This window comes from Amycolatopsis thermalba (genome assembly GCF_023376025.1).
GTDB classification, from domain to species: domain Bacteria; phylum Actinomycetota; class Actinomycetes; order Mycobacteriales; family Pseudonocardiaceae; genus Amycolatopsis_E; species Amycolatopsis_E thermalba.
In genome coordinates this window covers 731,966-752,982 of the sequence record NZ_CP091196.1, presented here as the reverse complement: position 1 = coordinate 752,982, position 21,017 = coordinate 731,966, and the positions used below count along the sequence as shown (strand labels likewise).

The 21,017-nt window shown below is 71.3% G+C and carries 20 protein-coding genes and 1 tRNA gene; 8 read left to right on the top strand and 13 right to left on the bottom strand.

Annotation, left to right across the window (positions count from 1 at the left end; genetic code table 11):
- Positions 1-82: 82 nt before the first annotated feature.
- Positions 83-1,882 (top strand): dynamin family protein, encoded by a 1,800-nt coding sequence (locus tag L1857_RS03765; protein WP_116109831.1) that lies wholly within the window; start codon positions 83-85, stop codon positions 1,880-1,882.
- Positions 1,879-3,126 carry a GTPase domain-containing protein gene (locus L1857_RS03760; protein WP_116109830.1) on the top strand — a complete coding sequence of 416 codons (1,248 nt, stop codon included), beginning with the start codon at positions 1,879-1,881 and terminating at the stop codon, positions 3,124-3,126. Before L1857_RS03765 ends, L1857_RS03760 begins: the two co-directional genes overlap by 4 nt.
- 52 nt (positions 3,127-3,178) lie before the next feature.
- Here the strand turns inward: L1857_RS03760 and L1857_RS03755 are convergent, their stop codons facing one another.
- Genes L1857_RS03755 through L1857_RS03745 form a run of 3 tightly spaced genes read right to left on the bottom strand, consistent with a single transcriptional unit; the run spans position 3,179 to position 5,002 of the window.
- Complete coding sequence (locus L1857_RS03755; protein WP_162830975.1) at positions 3,179-3,379, bottom strand: hypothetical protein; 201 nt, start codon at positions 3,377-3,379, stop codon at positions 3,179-3,181.
- A gap of 5 nt (positions 3,380-3,384) precedes the next feature.
- Positions 3,385-4,710, bottom strand: coding sequence for an aKG-HExxH-type peptide beta-hydroxylase (locus L1857_RS03750; RefSeq protein ID WP_249467388.1), 1,326 nt, complete (start codon positions 4,708-4,710; stop codon positions 3,385-3,387).
- A 55-nt stretch (positions 4,711-4,765) separates the two neighbouring features.
- Positions 4,766-5,002 (bottom strand): hypothetical protein, encoded by a 237-nt coding sequence (locus L1857_RS03745; protein WP_162830969.1) that lies wholly within the window; start codon positions 5,000-5,002, stop codon positions 4,766-4,768.
- Between the two features lie 118 nt (positions 5,003-5,120).
- Between L1857_RS03745 and L1857_RS03740 the strand changes: the two genes are divergently transcribed.
- The 3 genes from L1857_RS03740 (at position 5,121) to L1857_RS03730 (ending at position 8,242) form a co-directional block, all read left to right on the top strand.
- On the top strand, positions 5,121-5,897 hold the full coding sequence (locus L1857_RS03740) for a FadR/GntR family transcriptional regulator (RefSeq protein ID WP_116109828.1): 777 nt from the start codon (positions 5,121-5,123) through the stop codon (positions 5,895-5,897).
- An 84-nt stretch (positions 5,898-5,981) separates the two neighbouring features.
- A complete protein-coding gene (locus tag L1857_RS03735) occupies positions 5,982-7,175 on the top strand; it encodes a hypothetical protein (RefSeq protein WP_240323093.1) in 1,194 nt (397 codons plus the stop codon).
- Positions 7,172-8,242 carry a hypothetical protein gene (locus L1857_RS03730; protein ID WP_162830974.1) on the top strand — a complete coding sequence of 357 codons (1,071 nt, stop codon included), beginning with the start codon at positions 7,172-7,174 and terminating at the stop codon, positions 8,240-8,242. The genes L1857_RS03735 and L1857_RS03730 overlap by 4 nt, the downstream gene beginning before the upstream one ends.
- Positions 8,243-8,264: 22 nt before the next feature.
- Here L1857_RS03730 and L1857_RS03725 read toward each other — a convergent pair whose 3' ends face one another.
- The 3 genes from L1857_RS03725 to L1857_RS03715 form a co-directional block, all read right to left on the bottom strand.
- Positions 8,265-9,026, bottom strand: a complete 762-nt coding sequence (locus L1857_RS03725) for a methyltransferase domain-containing protein (RefSeq protein ID WP_094003584.1) — start codon at positions 9,024-9,026, stop codon at positions 8,265-8,267.
- 183 nt (positions 9,027-9,209) lie between these two features.
- Positions 9,210-9,294, bottom strand: a tRNA-Ser gene (locus tag L1857_RS03720).
- 20 nt (positions 9,295-9,314) lie between these two features.
- Positions 9,315-9,779 carry a MarR family winged helix-turn-helix transcriptional regulator gene (locus tag L1857_RS03715; RefSeq protein ID WP_094003583.1) on the bottom strand — a complete coding sequence of 155 codons (465 nt, stop codon included), beginning with the start codon at positions 9,777-9,779 and terminating at the stop codon, positions 9,315-9,317.
- 475 nt (positions 9,780-10,254) lie between these two features.
- On the opposite strand from L1857_RS03715, the gene ypfJ reads away from it, so the two are divergent.
- Complete coding sequence (ypfJ, locus tag L1857_RS03710; protein ID WP_094003581.1) at positions 10,255-11,166, top strand: KPN_02809 family neutral zinc metallopeptidase; 912 nt, start codon at positions 10,255-10,257, stop codon at positions 11,164-11,166.
- A 464-nt stretch (positions 11,167-11,630) separates the two neighbouring features.
- Here ypfJ and L1857_RS03705 read toward each other — a convergent pair whose 3' ends face one another.
- Positions 11,631-13,115: a M28 family metallopeptidase gene (locus L1857_RS03705; protein ID WP_116109826.1), complete on the bottom strand. Its 1,485-nt coding sequence runs from the start codon at positions 13,113-13,115 to the stop codon at positions 11,631-11,633.
- A 75-nt stretch (positions 13,116-13,190) separates the two neighbouring features.
- Between L1857_RS03705 and L1857_RS03700 the strand changes: the two genes are divergently transcribed.
- Entirely contained in the window at positions 13,191-14,168 is a 978-nt protein-coding gene (locus L1857_RS03700) for an NAD(P)H-quinone oxidoreductase (RefSeq protein WP_116109825.1), read from the top strand.
- On the opposite strand, the gene L1857_RS03695 is transcribed toward L1857_RS03700, so the two are convergent.
- Entirely contained in the window at positions 14,165-15,364 is a 1,200-nt protein-coding gene (locus L1857_RS03695; protein WP_094003578.1) for a cysteine desulfurase-like protein, read from the bottom strand. The genes L1857_RS03700 and L1857_RS03695 overlap by 4 nt on opposite strands.
- 123 nt (positions 15,365-15,487) lie before the next feature.
- Here L1857_RS03695 and L1857_RS03690 point away from each other — a divergent pair, with 123 nt between their 5' ends.
- Positions 15,488-16,042, top strand: a complete 555-nt coding sequence (locus L1857_RS03690) for a bacterial proteasome activator family protein (protein WP_094003577.1) — start codon at positions 15,488-15,490, stop codon at positions 16,040-16,042.
- 91 nt (positions 16,043-16,133) lie between these two features.
- Here L1857_RS03690 and L1857_RS03685 read toward each other — a convergent pair whose 3' ends face one another.
- The 5 genes from L1857_RS03685 to L1857_RS03665 are packed head-to-tail and all read right to left on the bottom strand — an operon-like array spanning position 16,134 to position 20,964.
- Positions 16,134-17,753, bottom strand: coding sequence for a hypothetical protein (locus L1857_RS03685; RefSeq protein ID WP_162830973.1), 1,620 nt, complete (start codon positions 17,751-17,753; stop codon positions 16,134-16,136).
- The gene (locus L1857_RS03680; protein WP_116109822.1) at positions 17,754-18,191 is read right to left on the bottom strand and encodes a hypothetical protein; all 438 of its coding nucleotides are present in this window, start codon (positions 18,189-18,191) and stop codon (positions 17,754-17,756) included. It lies immediately after the preceding gene.
- Positions 18,188-18,871 carry a hypothetical protein gene (locus L1857_RS03675; RefSeq protein ID WP_233157061.1) on the bottom strand — a complete coding sequence of 228 codons (684 nt, stop codon included), beginning with the start codon at positions 18,869-18,871 and terminating at the stop codon, positions 18,188-18,190. The genes L1857_RS03680 and L1857_RS03675 overlap by 4 nt, the downstream gene beginning before the upstream one ends.
- A gap of 36 nt (positions 18,872-18,907) precedes the next feature.
- The gene (locus L1857_RS03670) at positions 18,908-19,774 is read right to left on the bottom strand and encodes an N-acetylneuraminate synthase family protein (protein ID WP_094003574.1); all 867 of its coding nucleotides are present in this window, start codon (positions 19,772-19,774) and stop codon (positions 18,908-18,910) included.
- A complete protein-coding gene (locus tag L1857_RS03665) occupies positions 19,771-20,964 on the bottom strand; it encodes an acylneuraminate cytidylyltransferase (RefSeq protein ID WP_249464461.1) in 1,194 nt (397 codons plus the stop codon). Before L1857_RS03665 ends, L1857_RS03670 begins: the two co-directional genes overlap by 4 nt.
- Between the last annotated feature and the right edge of the window lie 53 nt (positions 20,965-21,017).

Here is a 21,017-nt window from a genome sequence, read left to right as displayed (position 1 = left end):
CTCACCGACGGAGCGGCGGGGTTCGTCTCAGAACGGACCCCGCCGCTTCACGTTTTGGTCACGACACGGCACACTCCTCCGCGTGCTTGCACCGCCCTGGCTCGACGTACTGGACGACACCGCCCACGTCTGCGCCACCCAACGGCGTCCTGATCTGGTCGATCGCATCCGCAGACGCAGAGCTCAGCTGCTCGACGAGCAGCTGCGGGTGGTCGTGATCGGCGAGTCCGGCCAGGGCAAGAGCCAGCTGGTGAACGCCCTGGTCAACGCGCCGGTGTGCGCGGTCGGCGAGGACGCGACGACCACCGTCCCGGCCGTCGTCACGCACGCCGAGACCCCCACCGCGGCCGTCGTCACGGCCGGTCCGCGGGCCATCGAAGGTCCCGCCCGGCAGCCGGTCCCGGTCGAGTCGGTCACCGGGCAGGCCAATCGGGAAGCGGTCGCCGTGAGCGGTCCACCGGTCGTGCGGGCCGAGGTCGGCCTGCCCCGCGCGCTGCTGTCCGGCGGCCTGGCGCTGGTCGACACACCGGCGCGGGCGGCCATGGAGACCGTCGACTCGGCGGACGCCGTGCTGATGGCCACCGACGCCACGAGCGAGCTGTCGGCGTCGGAGATCCAGCTGCTCGAACAGGTCGTCCGGCTGTGCCCGACCGTGCTCGTGGTGCTCACCAAGATCGATCTGGTCCCGGGCTGGCGGGCGGTGGCGCAGCGCAACCGCAACCGCCTCGACCAGCGCGGGCTGATGGCGTCGCTGGTCCCGGTTTCGGCGGCGCTGCGGCTGGCCGCGGCGAAAACCGGCGACCAGGCGCTCAACGCCGAGTCCGGGTTCGGCGAGCTGGTCAAGTGCCTGCACCAGGACCTCCCCGGCCAGGCGGACCTGCTGGCGCGCCGCTCGGTCGCCGCGCTGAGCACCACCACCGTCGAGGCCCTGCAGAACTCCCTGACCGAGGAGTACGCCGCGACGCAGCAGCCGGACAACGGCGACGCGGTCGCCCGCTGGCACGCCGCGGGACGACGTCTGGAGAGGCTGCAGCGGGACGCGAACCGGTGGCAGACGCTGCTGTCCGACGAGGTGTCCGACCTGATCTCGGACGTCGAGTTCGACCTGCGCGACCGGACCCGCAAGATCCTGGTCGAGGTCGACGAGTACTTCGAGACCGCGGACCCGGCGAAGACGTGGCCCGAGTTCGAGGAGTGGCTGCGGGATAACCTCACCACGGTCGCCGAGACGAACTCCGAATGGCTGCTCGACCGGTTCGAGTGGATCGCGCGCAAGATCGCGCGGCAGGTCGCTCCGCACCGCGAAGACGCGCTGCCCGACTCGCTGCCGCGCGAGGTGCCCGGTGACGCGGTCGGGGACCTGCGGATGCCGCGGGTCGAGCGGTTCAGCGTCGGGCAGAAGCTCTTCGTCGGCATGCGCGGGTCCTACAGCGGCCTGCTGATGTTCGGTCTCGCGACCACCATCGCCGGCCTGCCGCTGATCAACCCGATCTCGCTCGGCGCGGGCGCGGCCTTCGGCGCGAAGAGCGTGTTCGAGGAGCGCGGCAACCGGCTCAAGCGGCGCCAGCACGCCGCGAAGACCGCCGCGCACCGGTACGTGGACGACTTCTTCCTGCGCTACGGCAAGCACAGCAAGGACACCGCGCGGCAGATCCACCGCGCGCTGCGCGACCGGCTCAACGGGGTCGCCGACGAGCTGCGTGGCGAGATCACCGAAACCGCGAAGACGTTCAAGCAGGCCATCGACGACGACACCACCCGTCGCACGGTCCGGGCGAACGAGATCCGGCGGATGATGGACGAGCTGAACGTGCTGCGCCGCCGGGCCCAGGCGCTGGCCACGCCCGCGCAGCTGCCGACCCAGCGGGGGATCACCGCGTGAGCCTGGCCGCGAGGACGCGCGCGGTCCTGCAGGAGGCGCTGGAGGTCTACCAGGACAGCCCGCGGGCGACGAGCTGGTTGCAGCGCCAGCTGACCCGGTTCGACGACCCGCTCCGGCTGGCGGTGGTGGGGCCGCGCGGCTCGGGCCGGTCGACGCTGGTCGCCGCGCTGGCCGGGGAGCCGCCGCAGGGTGAGATGACGTGGTTCCGGACCTCGCCGGGCCGCTCACCGGACGAGCTGATGCTGATGGACACGCCGGCGATCGACGGCGGTGCGGCGCCGAGCACGATCGAGGGGATCTGCATGGACGCCGACGCGGTCCTCTACCTCGTGCGGCGCCCGTCCGAGGCCGATTTGTCGTTCCTGCACACGCTGCAGGACCACCCGGTCGCGCGAGCGGCGGCCGTGAACGCGCTGGTCGTGCTGTCGCGGGCGGACGAGCTGGGTGGCGGCCGGGTGGACGCCGTGATCTCGGCCCGGCAGGTCGCGCGCCGCTACCGGGTGGCGCCCGAGGTGGCCGGGCTGTGCCAGGACGTCGTGCCGGTGGCCGGGCTGCTGGCCGCGGCGGCGCGCACGCTGACCGAGCCGGAGTTCGCGGTGCTGCGAGCGCTCGCGGCCGTGCCGCGGGAGGAGCTGGAGCCGCGGTTGCTGTCGGCGGACCGGTTCGCGGCGGCGGAGTTCCCGGCGCCGGTGGCCGCGTCCGACCGCGCCGCGTTGCTCGCCCGCTTCGGGATCTTCGGCGTGCGGCTGGCGTTGACGTTGATCCGCCGCGGCGCGGACACGTTGCCGGCGCTGGCCGGTCAGCTCGTGCCGCGCAGCGGCCTGGCCGACCTGCGCGAGGCGATCGACGGGTACTTCGTGGCGCGGCGGGACGCGCTCAAGGCGCGGTCGGCGTTGATCGGGCTGGAAGTGGTGCTGCGCATGGAACCGCGCCCGGCCGCGGCCGGGTTGGCGACCGAACTGGAACGGTTGCTGGCCGGTGCCCACGATTTCCGGGAGCTGCGGCTGGTGGCCGCGCTGCAAACCGGACGGACGTCTTTTTCGGCGGACCTGAAGGCGGAAGCCCTGCGGTTGATCGGTGCCGCGGGAACGTCGCGGACCGAGCGGCTGGGGGCGGAGCCGGTGCTGCTCGCCGTGCGGCGGTGGCGGGACCAGGCGGAGAACCCGGAGCTGAGCGCCGGGGAGCGTCGCGCCGCGGCAGTCGTGTTGCGCAGCTGCGAAGCGATGGCGAACGGGACGATCTGACGCCGTTCGTCACATGGCCGTGGGCTCGCCCGGGTCGACGAGCCCGGCCGGTTCAGTCCTCGGTGGAGTCGGCGGGCTTGAGGTAGGCGGTGCCGCCCTGGGGCATCCGGCGGAAGAAGTTCACGCGAGCGATCGGCTGACCGTAAGGCTGACGGCCGATCATCGGATTCACCGGAGAATCAATCGCATCCGCGCTGGGCACCACCAATTCCCCGGGCCGGTTATCGCGTTCCCGGCGGGGATCCCATTGCACTGACATCAGTTTCCTTTCCGACGTGTTGATCCGTCCGAAGAGGACGGTACTCCTGCCGCGCCGGTCGCACGAACCAAGGTCGCCTCGAACAGAGCGGCGAGCACCGGCCGCATACCGGACTCGATTTCCGCCAGGGATAGCCCGGAGGGCGCCCGGCTAAGCCGCACCACCAGTTCGGCCGCGTCCCCGTCGAGCCAGTGCAGTTCCGGTGGGTCGCCGGGACGGCCGACGAGCACTCTGCGGGTGGTCTCCATCCGGGCGATGCGCAGCAGCGGGTCCAGCGTGTAGTAGCCGGGCGGCACCGGACGGGTGACAGGTTGGGAAAGAGTGGGCGCGTCCTCATCACACAACAGGGTGCGCAGCAACCACTTGGCGTCGATTTCCAGCGTGTCCTCCGCGCCGCGGAGCCAGCGCCCGATCTCCGTCGCGCGCTCGCGAGCGCGGGGAAGCAACGAATTCGTGCCGAGTTCGCTGTTCTCGTTCCGCGCCCACACGTCTTCGGCGAATTGCGCCAGGCACGCGTAGGCGTGGAACGCGGCGATGACCTGTTCCACCGGCCACACCGCCGCCGACCACGACGGCCGGAAGGTGCGCCCGTCCGCCGGATCCGGGCCGAGGAAGTCGCGGGTGATGGCGAGATCGAAGAACTTCTGATGGGCGCCCTCGTGGATGATCGCCTCGGCGACTTCGTAAGCAGCATCCGGCCGATCGATGAGGATCATCCCCGGGAAGAGCCGGGACGACGCCGACACCAATCCGCCGGACGTGGCCGGATCGAGGACCACGAGCAGGTCGACGTGCGCCACGAGGTCGTCGGCCAGCGCCGGGCTCACCGCCCGGACCTTGTCCAGGCCGGCCGAGACGACGGCCAAGGCCTCGTCGTCCCCGGTCAGCACGCGCGGCGGACGACCACCGGACAGGCTCTGCGCGTGGATGACCCGAAGAGCCTCCGCGAGCACGGCACCGGCCCGGTCTCCGGTCGCCACCTTCAACGTGGACGGGCCCGCCACCAGCTCGGTCACGACGCAATCGAGGTCGTCGCCGAGATCGGAAGTGATCGGACGTCGTCCCGCCAGCGCTTCGCCGACCTGGAACCGGAAAAGGGGGCTGTCGAGCTGCTCCGGCGGTACCGGAGCCCGTCCCGGGAGCAGCAGTTCGACCGCCAGCCGGTAGAGCGCCCGGCGCTCCTCGAGCACCGCATGGGCGGGCGCCAGTGCCGCGTGAACGGCCGTGGCGTCCGGCCAAGCAGATCTGGAATTCATCCGTGCGCGGCTTCCGCTAGAAGGACCAGCCTGTGGACCGCGCGAGATTACAGCCACGCCCGAGCGCACCCGCAACGGGCCATCTTGTCAGACAACAGACGCCAGGTACGGGTCTGGCCTCCCCTCAGACCCCGCTGCCCAGGAAGGAAACGACCTGCACGAAACCGACGACCGCCAGGACGAAGCAGGCCGTCACGGTCATCACGAGCACTGTTCGCCAGCCGATCAACACGACTGCCATGGCCACCAAGAAGATGACAATCAGAAGGTTTTGCGAGCCCACTGCCAACACCTCCACTCGTGTCCGCCCGAGTCGCCCCGACGGATCCGGCCCCCGCTTCGGCAACTCCAGGATCTCCATGTTGTAGGTTGTCTGTCAAGTGACAACTTGTTGACAGACAACTTGCGTCTGGCATCAGTTCTTGTTACGGTCGACGAATGCTCGGGGACACCCAGTGGAGCAAGGCGAGAGGTTGACGATGGATGACGAGAGCTGGGCTCTCTCACCGAACGCCCGCAAGCCCCTGCCCGAACTGATCGAGGACAAGATCAGGGCACTCATCACCAACGGCACGTTCCGGGCCGGCGACCGGCTCCCGACCGAACCCGAGCTGGCGCAGAAGATGGCTGTGGCTCGCAGTTCCCTGCGCACCGCCCTGCAGCGCCTGCAACTCCAGGGCGTCGTCGAGGTCATGCGCGGACGCGGTTGGTACGTGCGCTCCACCGACGTGGCCGAACGGGACGAGCCGTTGCGGTTCGACCGGCGCGTGAGCGATTCCGACCTGCTCGAGGTCCGGATCGCGCTGGAGACGACGGCCGCCAGTCTCGCCGCGCTGCGGGCGAGCCAGGGCGAACTCGACGACATCGCCAAGCTCGCCAAGCTGCACCAGGCCGCCTCGGTCAACGACAAGGACGAGCTGCTGCGGACCGACGAGGACTTCCACGCAGCCGTGGTGCGGGCCAGCCACAACGAGCTGCTCGACCAGCTGTACCGCTCGCTCGTGCCGCAGCTGCGGTCCTACCGCCGCAACAGCTACAGCAGCGCCGAGGTGCACGTCCGCTCCGCGAACGACCACAACCAGGTGTCGTGGTTCCTCAGGCGGCGCGACGAGGCCGGCGCACGAGCGGCGATGACCACGCACCTTCTCGGTCTGTACAACGACCTGGCCGCCCAGACCGGCATGCCCGTCGAGGAGCGCGCCGGCTTGACGAACTACGCGCTGGAGGACGAACCGAGCTGGCAGCAGAACCGGTGAGCCAGGTCCGAATTTAATCCGATCGGGCCTATCGTCCCGGTCCGCCATCCGCCGATCATGGTTCTTCGATCGTGCGGAGAGGCAGTGACGACTGGGGACGCGGGCCGGGGCGGGGACGGCTCTCCACCTCCCGGAACCGGCCGCCGCCCCAGCCGGTTCGGCTTCCTGCTGACCGCGGTCGGCCTGGTCCTCCTGATCGTCGGCCTCACCTGGCCGTCGTCCGGCGGCTGGGTGGCCGCGGCGCACCGGTTCCTTCTCGCGGCCTCGCCCGGGTTCCTCGTCACCGGCCTCACGATCATCGGCTACGAGGCGTTCGTCCACCACCGCCTGCTGTCCGAGATCGTGCGGCTCGCGGGGCCGCGCATCGTCGAAGCACTGCTTCCGCAGCAGGTGATGGGCGCTTTCCTCACCTCGGTCTACGGCGAGAAGGAAGCCAACCGCGACGTGCTGGTCGGTGTGCTCGGTGGCGAAGGGCGGCGTCCGATGGGCGCCGATCTCGCGGTCAGCACGCACACCGAGGTGGATCTCGAACTGCGCGCGGTGGACCACGAGCAGTACCACCTCACGGTCACCACGACCTACAGCTTCAAGAAGAACGTGGCGGTGGACCGGTTCGTCATCTTCGCCACCTGCAGCACGCTGCTGCGGGACTCGATCAGCTCGGGTTGCCAGCTGCCGCTGTTCGAGCTGTGGTTCATCCCGGACGAGGACATCTTCCAGAACTCGGTGGAGGACATGCTGCCCTCGGTCCGGCTCGGGATCGAGTACCTGGACGACCGGGGCGACCACCACCTGGCGTCGTCGGACAAGCTGCGCCTCCGGGAGGTCAAGTACGACCGGTGGGCCGACTACCTGTCGTTCTTCCGGGAGGACATGGGCTCGCTGCGGCGTCAGAGCACCCGGGACTACCTGGGCGCCCTGCGGATCTTCGAGTGCGATCTGAGCGATCTGGCCGAGGACGAACACGAGGTCCAGTCGATCGAACGCCTGACACTGCGGTCCACCACCCTGCAGCAGATCGGCGACGGCTACTGCTACTGGCACGCCCCGTACCCGTGCTACGTGGACCGCATCCGGATCGACGCGGCCGATCTGGACGTCGACCGGACGGGCACCTGGGCCTTCCGGGTGGCGCCGTTCATGTTCCGGTCGGAAAACATCTCGGAGAAGTGGCTCAAGGCCGACGAGCTGACGACGATCGAAGTCCACTCCTGGCTGCTTCTCGGGCACGGCGTGGCATTGCTGTGGCGACCCGGCGGCCAGTGGGAGCTGCCGTGACGCGGGGACAACTGGCGTTCGGGATGGCCGTCGCCGCGGTCGCCGCCCTGGTCGCGGTCCTGCTGTGGGAACCGAGCTCCACCTGGCAGGTCGTCGCGCACACCGTCCTGACGCTGGCGTGGACGCTGCTGGGCCTGTGCGCGGTCGTCCTCGTCGGCTATCGGCGCGGACTGCGCAGGCGGTTGTCGGACGACCTCCGCCGCCTGTCCGGACCGGGCATCGTGGACTCGATGGCGCCGAAGCAGTTGCTCGACGTGCTGCTCTCCTCCATCTACGGCCGCGACGACGCCACCCACGACGTCGTGACGGGTCTGCTCGGCAGGCACCTCGCGGTGAGCACGCACACCGAGGTCGACCTGGAACTGACCGCGCTGAGCGGCGAGCTGTACGAGCTGCGGTACACCTGCACCTACCGCTTCCGTCGGCCGCTGGTGACGAACAAGTTCGTGCTGGTCATGACGTCCGACGCGGAGGTCCGGGACTCCCTCGTCGCCGGGATCGAACTGCCGCTGTTCGATCTGTGGTTCTTCCCCGACCGATCCGGGTTCGACGAAGCCGCCGCGCGCACCCTGGCCTCGGTGCGAATCGCGTGCGACTACCTGGACGCTGAAGGAAACGCGCGTAGTTCAGCGCCGGTGCAACCCGACCTGCGGGAAGTGCCTGGTCGTCTCATCGGCCAGTACCTGAAGCCGGAACTGCGGCGGCGGCTGGACCTGCCGTCCGCGAAGCTGCACGTGTTCGAGTGCGATCTCGGCCGGCTGGCGGGGCGGGCGGTGCGCTCGATCGAACGGCTCGAGGTGCGGGTCGCTGGGCCGCAGCACGTCAACGACGGTTACTGCTACTGGCAGCCACCGTTTCCGTGCTACGTGGAGCAGGTGCGGGTGAACGCCGGAGCGCTGAACGTCGCCGGGCGGGCGGAGTGGCAGTTCCGGACGGTGCCGTTCACGTTCCGGTCGGGATCATCGGTGGCGGAGTGGTTACCGGCCACCACCCCGACGACGCTCGACATCGAATCGTGGCTGCTGCCCGGGCACGGGGTCGCCGTGCTGTGGCGGCCGGCGAAATGAGCCGCGGGGGAACGTCCTGTGCTCAGGCCGGTTTGCGTGCCTCCACCAGCACCCGCGAGGCGTGTGCGACGAACGGGCCCCGCTCGGTGATCTGGTCGTGCAGCTCGCGTAGCCGGTCGCGGTAGGTCTCGACCGTGAAGCCGGGCACCATCCACACCACCTTGCGGAGGAAGTAGATCACCGCGCCGACGTCGAAGAACTCCATCCGGAGCCGCTCGTGCCGCTGGTCCACGACCCGCAGGCCGGCGGCCTCCGCCGCGGCGCGTTCGTCGTCCGGGTGCCGCAGCCGGTGCGTTCGCCGGTCCAGGGGGCCGAGGAAGTACTCGACGAGTTCGAAGGCGCTGGCCGGTCCGACGTGCTGGGCGAAGTACGTGCCACCGGGCCGCAGGACCCGGCTGATCTCGTCCCACCACGGCGCCACCGGATGCCTGCTGGTGACGAGGTCGAAGACGGCTTCGGCGAACGGCAGCGGCGGCGACTCGCCCTGGGCGACGACGTGCACGCCACGGGGGCGGAGGAGCCCGGCGGCCTTGGCGAGGTTCGGCGGCCACGACTCGGTCGCCACCATCAGCGGCGGGAAGGTGGCCCGCGCCCCGGCCAGCACCTCGCCACCGCCGGTCTCCAGGTCCAGTGCCGCGTCGACACCGGCCAGCCGCTGCCCCAGCAGCCGCTGGTAGCCCCAGGACGGTCGTTGCTCGGTCGCCCGCCCGTCGAGCCAGGAGAAGTCCCAGCCCTCGACGGGCGCCGATTCCGCCTCGCGCACCAGTTCGGCGAAGGAGCGCACGGCACCGCCTTTCCGGTCGACTGTGGTCGGCCCAGCTGCCGATCGTCCCTTTCCTGGCAGACGGCCGGCAGACGGCGCGCGCGAGTTTCGCTCAGCCGAGGAACGACTCCGGAAGGTCGCCTCACGGGGCGGTTGCCGGGCGAGTGCGTCTGCCCCGCCCGGCATCCGCCCTGGTCAACGGCGCGGAAGCGGAGGGATTTGAACCCCCGGTCGGTTTCCCGACGCTCGCTTTCAAGGCGAGTGCATTCGGCCGCTCTGCCACGCTTCCCTGGGCCTCAGGGTAGCGGCTCAGCCGCCCAGGCCCTCGAGGTGTTCGTCGACCCGGGAGAAGACCCTGGCGAGCACCGCCTGCTCCTCGGGGGTCATCAGATCGATCAGGTGGGCCCGGACGCCCTCGACGTGCGTCGGCGCGGCTTCTTTCAGCAGGGCCTCTCCGCCGGGGGTCAGTTCGGCCACCACGCCGCGCTTGTCGTCCGGGTCGGGTGCCCGCCGGGCCAGGCCGGCGGCTTCCATGCGCGCTATCTGGTGCGACAGGCGGCTCTTCGTGGAACCGATCATGGCCGCCAGCTCCGACATCCGCATCCGCCGCTCCGGCGCCATCTCCAGGCACACGAGGACCTCGTAGTCGGTCAGCGACACGTCGTGCGCGGCCGCCAGTTCGCGGTGCAGCCGCTGGCGGAGCCGCAGCGTGGCGACGACGTACGCGCGCCACGCCGACATCTCCGGCTCGCTCAGCCAGCGCACCTCAGCCATGTACCGAACAGTAGCCCGGAACCGCGATTACCAACCAACGAGGGACGACGCTCCGGTTGAGGATTCGCCCGCGCAGGCGCATGCTTGAGGGCAACGGCGGATCGGTCACCGGTCCAGGGACGCACTACCCGGGTGCGGTCCATCGAGCCGTCCGCCGGGAGAGGGTCAGGTGGTTCAATGACGAGAAGTTCCTCGCGGTTGACTACCGGATACAGCTGTGGACCCACAGCCGGGATGCGGTGAACCCAGTCCGGCTGTGACTGTGAGCAGCAACGGGTTTCCATCTCGATGCGCCTCGACCATCGCTTGCGCACCACGGCGATTTCGAGCCTGCCTCAGTGCGGTCTCCGTGTCCGCACAGCAGAGCTCCTCGCCGGCCCGCGACGTGGTCAGCCGCTGATTACAATTGACAACCTCGGTAATCCTGGGTGCGGACTCGCGGAGTCCGCACCCAGGCTTGTGTGAGGGAGACGCGGTGAGGTTTGACGAAGGCGCCGGGCTGGACACGTCCGAGGTCGACGACCTCCGCGGCGGCGGTGGGGGCATCGGGAGCCGGGTCGCGCTCGGCGGCGGTGGGCTCGGCGTCGTCGGCGTGATCATCTACTTCGTGCTCTCCCAGATCGGCGGGGTCAGCCCGAGCGGCGTGGGCGGCCTGGGCGAACTCGGCTCCGGCGAGCAGGTCAGCAACGGCTCGCTGGCGCAGGAATGCCGCACCGGCGCGGACGCCAATTCCAATCACGACTGCGCGATCGTCGCCATCGTGAACTCCATCCAGGACTACTGGAGCGACCAGTTCGCCCGCTCCGGCCGCACGTACCGCGCCGCGCAGACGAACTTCTTCAGCGGCGGCGTGCGCACCGGGTGCGGCAGCGCGACCTCCGACGTCGGCCCGTTCTACTGCCCGGCCGACTCCGAGGTCTACATCGACCTGTCCTTCTACGACGAACTGCGCACCCGGTTCGGCGCGGAGGGCGGCACGTTCGCCGAGGCGTACGTGCTGGCGCACGAGTACGGCCACCACGTGCAGAACCAGCTCGGCACGTCCCGCCGGGTCGGCAACGAGACGGGGCCGACCTCGGGTTCGGTGCGGCTCGAACTGCAGGCCGACTGCTACGCCGGGGTGTGGGCCAACCACGCGACGACCACGCCGTCGTCGACCGGGCGGCCGCTGATCAGTGAGATCACGCAGGACGACATCGACCGCGCGCTGGACACCGCGTCCCGCATCGGCGACGACTACATCCAGTCCCACCTCGGCGGCGGGCAGGTGGACGAATCGCAGTTCTCGCACGGCACGTCAGCCCAGCGGGAGCGGTGGTTCACGACGGGGCTCCAGACCGGCGACCCGGCGCGGTGCGACACCTTCGGAACGAACAACCTCGGGTGACGCGGGTGGACCGTTCGTGCGGGGGGGGAGTGGACCGTTCGTGCGGGAGCGAGCGGGACTTTCGCGCGGGAGTGAGTGGGACTTTCACGCGGTGGGCAGACCTTTTGCGGCGGGTGGGCCACTCGCGCGTCAGCGGGTGGGATTTTCGTGGACCGGCGAATGGGCATCTCGTAGTTCCGCGAACACGAATCTCGCGGAGTGAACCATCGCCGTGCCGGTGGGCCACTCGCGCGCGACCGAGTGGGCCACTCGCGCGTCAGCGAGTGGGACTTTCGTGGGAGACAAGCCGCCGCAGAGGAGAACGCTAGCGCTCGGCGGGTGCATGAGGGAATCGCCATCGAGGCAGGCCAGTGCAGGCGGGCAACGCGAGCAAGCAGCGCAGGCGGGGCAGGGTGCAAGCAGCCCGGCAGGTGAGAGGCACTCCGGGTGGGCGCCGCCCGTGGAGTGGCGCCCACCCGAGAACCTCAAGCCACCGCCAGCTCCGCCGCCTTGGTCGCCGCCGGGGTGCGGTGTGGCTTCACCGCCGCCGTGCCGGGCTTGACTCCGTTCACGGACTCCGTGCTCAGCGCGAACCTGCCCAGCGTCCACGCGACCGCGTCCGCGTTGCGGTCCAGCGCCACCCGGTCGACGTTCCCCAGGTTGTCGCACGCCTGGTGGTAGCACGGGTCGTACGCGACGCCCGCCTGGCCGCCCCACTTCGCGGCCTGCTCCGGCGTCTTCACGCCCTCCGCGCCCGTGAACAGGCCACCCGCCGGGATCCCGACCGCGATGAACTCGCCGTAATCCGACCGGCCGTCGAAGTCCTTGCCCTCCGTCGGCACGCCGCGACCATTCAGATACCCAGCCAACTCGGCCTCGATCTGCGCCGAACCGTACGGGCCCGGGCCGGCGCCCACACCGTCGGAATTGTCGCCGTCATAAGCGAAGTACCCCGCGTTCGGCGAACCGATCATGTCGAAATTCAGGTACAACGCGATGTCCAGCTGCTGCTCGAAACTCAGCGAATCCACGTAGTACGTCGAGCCGACCAGCCCGAACTCCTCCGCGCTCCACCACCCGAACCGCACCGCGTTCTCCACCTTCGGCTTTCCGCCGAGCTGCAACGCGATCTCCAGCAACGCCGCCGAACCCGTGCCGTTGTCGTTGATGCCCGGCCCCTCCGGCACGCTGTCCAGGTGCGCGCCGGCCATCACGACGTTGTCCTTGCGACCGGTCTTCGTCTCGGCGATCACGTTGTAGGACGTGCGCTCCTCCCGGAACTCGCGCAGGTCCAGCGTCACCGTGGCACCGTTCAGCCCGGACAGCGCCTGCCCGTCCGCCTGGGAGATGCCACCCGTCGGGATGCGCGCGGCCGCCGGGTCACCGAGGGTGCCGTTCAGCGGACCGGCCACGTTGTTGTAGATGACCGCGCCGATCGCGCCCGCGTCCGCCGCGGCCGCCTGCTTCTGCGCGAACGGGCAGGAACCGCGCGGCACCAGGACGATCTTGCCCGCGACACCGGCATAATCCGACGCCTCACAACCGGGCGTGGCGTCCACCGGGACCACGGCCAGCGGCGCGGTGATCCCGCCCGCCGGCGTCGACGCCGAATACGTCATCACGGTGATCGGCACGTCGGCGCCGTTCACCGTCAGCTTTTCCGCGATCGTTTCCGTGTAGGTGAACGGGAACTCCTGCCGCGTCACCGAATACCCGGCGGCTTCCAGCTTGCCGGCGATGTACTCGGCGGACTCGGCGTGCCCGCCGGTTCCGGCGGCGCGGTTGCCGTCGTTGCGGTCGGCGATGCGTTGCAACGCGATCAGGTGCCGGTTGATGGCACCCACGTCGGTCTTCGCGACGAGCTGGTCGGGTAGCGGGGACGGGGCTGCGATCGCGGCCGGGGTGGCGGCCGTCGCGAATGCGGCGGTCAGCACCAGGGCGGCAAAGGGTCTCTTTGGCCGAAGTGACATGAGGAGTCACTGTTGTCCCGATTCGCGCCGAGGTCAATCGTGCATTCGGTGTACCCCGGCAATAGGGTCGGGCACATGCATGCGATCAAGCTCCGTGAACCCGGCGGCCCGGACAACCTCGAGTGGGTCGAGGTCCCCGATCCGCGGCCCGGCCCCGGTGAGGTGCTCCTCGACGTCGCCGCGAGCGCGGTGAACCGGGCCGATCTGCTGCAGCGCCAGGGCAACTACCCGCCGCCGCCCGGGGCGAGCGACATCCTCGGGCTCGAGTGCTCGGGCACGGTCGCCCAGCTGGGCGAGGGCGTCGACGGCTGGCAGGTCGGCGACGAGGTGTGCGCGCTGCTCGCCGGCGGCGGTTACGCCGAACGCGTCGTCGTGCCCGCCGGGCAGCTGCTGCCCGTCCCCGGCGAGGTCGACCTCATCACCAGCGCCGGCCTGCCCGAGGTCGCCTGCACCGTGTGGTCGAACGTGGTCATGCACGCGCACCTGGCCGAGGGCGAGGTGCTGCTCGTGCACGGCGGCGCCGGTGGCATCGGCACCCACGCGATCCAGGTCGGCAAGGCCCTGGGCGCGACGGTCGCGGTCACCGCGGGCTCGGCCGACCGGCTGGACCGCTGCCGCCAGCTCGGCGCGGACCTCGCGATCAACTACAAGGAGCAGGACTTCGTCGAGGTGTTGCGCGACGAGACCGGCGGCGCCGACGTCATCCTCGACAACATGGGCGCGAAGTACCTGGACCGCAACGTCAGCGCCCTGAAGACCGGCGGCCGCCTGGTGATCATCGGGATGCAGGGCGGTGTCAAGGGCGAGCTGAACATCGGCAAGCTGATGGCCAAGCGCGCCAGCGTCGCCGGGACCACGCTGCGGGCGCGGCCGGTGGACGACAAGGCCCGGATCGTCGCCGACGTGCGGGAAAGGCTGTGGCCGCTGGTCGCCGAGGGCACGGTCCGGCCGGTGATCGGTCAGGTCGTGCCGATGTCCGAGGCCGCCAAGGCGCACCAGGCCCTCGAGGAGGGCGGCGTGTTCGGCAAGGTACTGCTCTCGGTCCGCGGCTAGCGCAGCTCGTCCAGTACCCGCACCAGCTGGTTGACCTCGAAGACGTTGGAGTAGTGGGCGAGCGCTATCCGGACCGCGCCGCCCACCTCTCCGACGCCGAGCGCGGCGAACACGCCGCTGGTGCCGAGGTCGGCGAACGCGCACAGGCCCTGCGCGGCAAGGTACTCCGCGACCTCCGGCGCCTTCTTGCCCATGACCGTGAACGCCAGCGCGGGGATGCGGCGCATCGCGTCGCCGATGACCATGACGTGCCGCAGCGCGCGCAGTTCCGTGCTGAGCTGGGCGAGCAGCCCGGCGTGGTACGACTTCGCCGAGCCGAGCGAGGTCACCAGCCGTTCGCGGCGGGAGCCGGTGGCCGCGTCGTCCAGGCCGGCGAGGTAGTCGATGGACGCGATCAGCCCGGCCAGCAGCGGGTACGCGTGCGGGCCCAGCTCCAGCCGGGCCGGGCCGCGGGCGCCCGGGTCGAGCGACGTGGACGGCAGTCGTTCCAGCAGGTCGGGGTCGCGGAAGACGAGCGCGCCGACGGCCGGGCCGCCCCAGGCCTGCGCGGACACCACGAGCACGTCCGCGCCGAGGGCGTTCATGTCGAGCGGCAGGAACGGCGCCGCGGCGGTGGCGTCGACGACCACCAGCGCGCCGACGCGCTTGGCGAACTCGGCGATCGTCGGCACGTCGGGCCGGGTGCCGACCGAGCCGGAGGCGGCGGTGACGGCGACGGCTTTCGTGCGGGCGTTGACCAGGTTCTCGTACTGCCAGGCCGGCAGCTCGCAGTTCTCGATGTCGATCTCGGCCCAGCGCACGACCGCGCCCACGCGTTTCGCGCCGTGCGTCCAGGGCGCGATGTTGGTCTGCTCGTCCAGGCGCGAGACCACCACCTCGTCGCCCAGGGTCCAGCGCTCCGAAAGCACGTCGACAAGTCGACGCAGCAGCACCGCCGCGCTCGAACCCAGCACGACACCGGCCGGATCGGCACCGACGAGATCGGCCACCGCCCGCCTGGCCGCGGTCACGATGCTCTCCGCGCGCTGGGACGCCGGGAACGCGCCACCCGGGCCGGAGACCGGGGCACGCATCGCCGTCGACACGGCCGAGGCCACCTGTTCGGGTACCAGCATTCCGGCAGGGCCGTCGAAGTGGATCCAGCCGTCACCCAGCGCGGGGAACAACCCACGAATTCGAGCGACGTCGAACGCCATGGACAACACCGTACGGAGGGGTAGTTTCGCAATGCGTCCGGGGTTGGGCTGTCGCCGACCGCGGGCGTGCGCGACCGCTAGGCTCGAACACAGCGGCGTTGCCGGACCAGCCAGGATGGAGCAATGACGGAACCGAGGTTTTCCGAGTCACCCTCGCCCGACGAGCAGCCGCACCGCGTGGTCGTGGTGGGGCCGGACGGCTCGCCGGTGGGGACGGCGCGAATCCCGAACAAGGACGACGAGCAGCAGGAGTCGGTCGGTGACCTCGTCGAAGAGCCGGCGAAGGTCATGCGGATCGGCACGATGATCAAGCAACTGCTGGAGGAGGTGCGGGCCGCGCCGCTGGACGACGCGAGCCGCGACCGGCTGCGCGAGATCCACCAGACGTCCGTGAAGGAGCTGGAACAGGCGCTGGCGCCGGAGCTGCAGAGCGAGCTGGAGCGGCTGGTCAAGCCGTTCACCGACGGCACCACCCCGTCGGACGCCGAGCTGCGCATCGCCCAGGCTCAGCTCGTCGGCTGGCTGGAGGGCCTGTTCCACGGCATCCAGACGGCGCTGTTCGCGCAGCAGATGGCCGCGCGGGTGCAGCTGGAGCAGATGCGCCGCGGGCTGCCCGCCGGGCGCGGCGGCCAGGAGGGCCAGGCGCCGGGGATCAGCGGGACGGGTCAGTACCTGTGAGTGCCGGCGCGCGAGTGTGGGACTCGCGCGCCGGAACGCAGAACTCGGCGCGCTGAGCGTGGGACTCGCGCGCGGGAGCGTGGGACTCGCGTCAGCGGGTGCGGGGGCAGACCACCACGTCGTCGTTCGTGAGGGGCCGTGAGCAGTCGAACCGGGTGTCGATCAGGCCCGGTGGCAGCTCAGCGGCGTCGATCCACAGCGGCTGGATCACGACGTACGCCACGGACGGATCGGACAGGCAGGCGGCGTTCTCCGAGTAGCTCGCCGTGTCCCGCAGCGACGGCAGGTAGGTGCCGCGCCGCAGGTAGGCCGGCGACGGGTAGCGGCACGGCGTCGGGTTGCCCATGAAGTAGGCGATGTCGCCGAAGGCCAGGTAGACCACCGGGGTGTCGGCGCCGATGCGGTCCCGGACGGCCAGCATCTCCTCGGTGAACTTGTGCTCGATCGCCACCCGGCCGGCGTTGGTGTAGTCGGCGTGGACGCCGTCGAACGAGTACGGCGTCGTCGGCAGGATGGGCACCGTCAGCGCGAGCACCCCGACCAGCACCGGCACCGACAGCAGCTGCCGCCCGCCGCGGCCGGGCTCGACCGCGCAGGCCAGCATCGCCACGACCACCAGGCCGGCGAGCAGCCCGTACGCGAGCGCGCCGTGGCCGGAGCGCCAGTCGAACGACGCGCCCAGGCACACCCGCGCGGCGAACAGGACCACGACCGTCGCCCCGACCAGCGTCCACGGCGGCCGCCCGTGCACCAGCGTCCAGCGCGCCACGGCCAGCGCCCACAACCCGGCGGCCAACGGGACCCACGCGGCCAGGTGGTACTGGAACCACTGCCCCTGGATCACCGCCGCGCCCAGCACGAGCGCCAGCGCGAGCACCGTGAGGACCGGCCAGGCCCACCGCCGCCGCGACACGCGCACCAGCACCACCAGGCTCGCCGGCAGCAGCGCGACCAGCGGCACGAGCATGGCTTCGTTGGCCGCGAACTTCACCACCGCGCCGAAGTCCCGGGCCACGCCCTCGTCGAGCAGCCACGCCTCGCGCAGCCACCGCCATTCCCGCGGCGCGAGCAGGCTCAGCCCGAACAACGCGAACCCGGACACCACGGCGGTGACCCCGGCGACCAGGGCGCGCCGCCGGTCCAGCACGGCGATCACGCCGAGCGCGATCAACGCGGTCGGCAGGGTCGTGTACTTGACCAGCACCGCCAGCGCCAGCAGCAGCCCGCCGAGCACGCTGGACGTCCGCAGCGCGGCCCCGATCGCGGCCACGCCGAACAGGGCCGCCACCCACTCCGGCTGCAGGAAGTCCCAGTTCGGCGCCAGCGCCAGGGCCAGCCCGACCGCCGCGGCCACCGCGGACGCCTCCCCCGACGGCAGCCGCTGCCGCAGCCCGGCCCGCAGCCACCAGGCCGCACCGGCGACGAAGGCCAGCGCGACCAGCCGGATCAGCCCCTCACCGACGCCGACCGAACCGACGTCGAACACGCTCAGTCCCTCGGCCAGCCAGCGGTAGGCCAGCGGCCGGTGCACGAACGTCCCGGTCGCGCCGAACGGGCTGACGTCCAACCCGCCCAGCACGTAGCGGACGTCGTGGCCGAGCCCGATCCAGGAGGCGGTCAGCGCCACCGGCAGCGCCGCGACCGCCGCCCACACCCATCCCCGGATCGGTTTACGACGTGCCCGTTCGCGGACGGGATGGGTGGCCGTCATCTACTCGCCCGCTCTCTCGACGCGCACCGACAGCGCCTCCTCGAGCCGCGCCAGCCGCTCCTCGTACCTGGCCACCGCGGACAGCCGCGCCCGGACGCGCGCGTGCTCGGCGCGGACCTCCTCGACCGCCGACACCGGCGCGCTGCCGTCGGTGGCCGGGCGCTCCAGCCCGGCCAGCCTGCTGTCCAGCCCGGCCACGTGCGCGGCCAGGCGGCGCAGCTCGTCGTCGTGCCAGCGGTGGTGCCCGGCCAGCTCGTCGCAGCGGCCGGTCACCCCGTCCCGCAGCTCACGCAGCTCGCCGCGCAGCCCGTCCAGCTCCGCGTGCAGGTGGTCGAGCCGCGGCCCGAACCGCTCGTCGGTGACCTGCTCGATCCGCCACCGCAGCCGCTTCCACACCGGGAAGCCGGCGGCCTTGACCAGTTTCTTCGCGGCGTTCACGGCACCACCTCGATTCGGCCCGCGTCGCGCCACGAGCGCAGCAACGCGGATTCGGCGTGCAACCGGTGGTCCCCGGTCACCTTCACGTCCTCGCCCCAGGCGTGGGCGAACGAAGTCTGCTCCGGCTCGTCGACGATCGAGAACCCGGCCAGCCGGATCTTCGCCGCGGGGAACAGGGTCACGGCCAGGTACGCGGTCAGCGTGCCGGTGGTCGCCCAGGTCGCCGACGCGGTGTCCAGCCCGAGAGCCCGGCTCAGCGGCACCACGTAGGGGCGGTTCGGGATCGGCACGAAGCCCAGGTCGGCCGGCCACCAGTCCGGGATGTTCGCCGGCTCCCAGTGCATCCGCCCCGGCTCGGCCAGCAGGTACAGGCGCGAGGTGTAGTCGGCGAAGGTGTGCGGGCTGGCCACCACGCCCCGGTGCAGCACCACGACGTCGGTCCGGCGCCCGTAGCCCGGCTCGCCCCCGGGCTCGTCGAGCGCGAACGTGGTCATCCGCACGACCAGGTCGCTGTCGTCGATCGACGCGGCCCGTTCCCGCGACGGCGGCATCGGCGCGTTCCCGACCACGGTCAGGGTTTCCACCCGCCCGCCGCGGCCGTAGGCGGTCAGCAGGTCGCGGAGCGTGTCCCGCTCCGTCCCGACCGCGGCCGTCTCGGAGACGGTCTCGGCGAGGTACACGGCAATCACCCTTCGTCGTCGAGGCGACGACTCTAGCTACGTTCGCCGGAGTCGGCGACGCGGAGCCTCTTCACCTGGGAAGACCCGCTTGACCCCGTCGCCGAGGGCGGTTTCCACGGCCCGGATGTCCCGCACCAGCCGGCGCAGCCCGTCCGGTTCCAGCGAGGCGGCCTGGTCCGATCCCCACATCGTGCGGTCCAGCGTCACGTGCCGCTCCACGACGCACGCCCCCAGCGCGACGGCGGCGATCGAGACCTGCAGGCCGCGCTCGTGCCCGGAGTAGCCCACCGGCACGCCGAAGCGCTCGGCGAGCGTGTGGATCGTGCGCAGGTTCGCCTCCTCCGGCGGGCACGGGTAGGTCGAGGTGGCGTGCAGCAGCACCAGCCGGTCGGTGCCCAGCAGCTCGACCGCCGCGTCGATCTCGGCCATCGTGGACATGCCGGTGGACAGGATCACCGGGCGGCCGGTGTCGCGCAGCGCGGTGAGCAGCTCGCGGTCGGTCACCGAGGCGGACGCGACCTTGTGGCACACCACGTCGAACTTCTCCAGGAAGTCCACGCTCGGCACGTCCCACGGCGAGGCGAACCAGGCGATGCCCTGCTCGGCGCAGTACCGGTCGATCTCCTGGTACTCGTCGAGCCCGAACTCGACCCGGTGCCGGTAGTCGAGGTAGGTCATCTCGCCCCACGGCGTCTCGCGGCGCGTGTCGCGCATGTCCGGCGGGGTCGCGATCTCCGGGGTCCGCTTCTGGAACTTCACCGCGTCCGCGCCCACCCGCGCCGCGATCTCGATCAGCCGCTTGGCGATGTCCACGTCGCCGTTGTGGTTGATCCCGATCTCCGCGACCGTGTAGACGGGCCGGCCGGGACCGACCTCGCGGTCCCCGATCCGCACGGCACTCACCGGTTGTTCCTCCGTTCGACGGCGTCCAGGACCAGATCGGTCAGCTCGCGCACCGCACCCGCGCCTCCCGGCCGGGTCAGCACGAGCCGGGCGGCGCGGCGGACCTCCGGCAGCGCGTCGGCGACCGCGACCGGCCAGCCCACCAGGGCCATGCACTCCAGGTCGCGCAGGTCGTTGCCGACGTAGGCGACGCGCACCGGGTCGAGCCGCTGCTCGGCGAGCCAGGTCTTGAGCACGGCGGCCTTGTCCCCCACCCCGTGCAGCACCGCCGCGCCGAGCTTGCGGGCCCGGGCGGCGACCACCGGGTTCTGCTCGACCGACAGGATCATCAGCGGGATCCCGGCGGCCTTGAGCCGGGCCGCGCCCGCCCCGTCGGAACGGCTGACCACGACCCCCTCGGTGCCGTCCTGCAGGACGATCGCGGTGTCGTCGGTGTGCACCCCGTCGAAGTCGGTGACCACGGCGTCCACGTCGATGCCGGTGTGCGGCGGCGGGTCGATGACGGCGGCCAGCGCGCGGGCGATCGCCAGGTCCTCGGGGGTGTCGATCTCCACGGCGTGCTCGGCGGGGGTCTCCACCAGGCCGATCCGGCCGAAGAAACGGTGGCCGGCGGCGCGGAAGCCGGGCGCGCGCATGCCGTAGACGGCGCCGGTCTCGCGGTACTCCGGCTCGCGGTCCTGCCGTCGCGGCCGGAACGAGGCGTCGTGGTTGACCGCCAGCGCGCCGCCCGTGGTGTCCCGGCGCCACAGGAACTCGTGCACCCGCACCGCGGTGAACGCGCAGTCCCAGCCGCCGTCGACGATCAGCGAGATCACGTTGTCCACGGTCTCCGGCGCGATGAACGGCGAGGTGCACTGCACCAGCAGCACCACGTCCGGTTCGCCGTCGGCCGTGTCGCGCATCTCGTCCAGCACGTGGCGGAGGACGGCCTCGGAGCTGACCGAGTCACCGGACAGCTCCGGCGGGCGGGGCAGGACCGTGGCGCCACCGGCCCTGGCGACGGCGCCGATGTCGCCACTGTCCGTGCTCACCACGACCTGGTCGACGCGGGCCGCGGCGGCCAGCGAGCGGATCGCCCTGGCGATCAGCGGGGCGTCGCCGACCTGCGCGAGGTTCTTGCCCGGTACGCCCTTGGAGCCGCCCCTGGCCGGGACGACCGCCAGCACGCGGGTCTTCGGGGTCTCAGGCACGGGGGCGAGGGTACGTGACGATCCTGTGCACGCTGCCGTCACGCGCCGTTGCA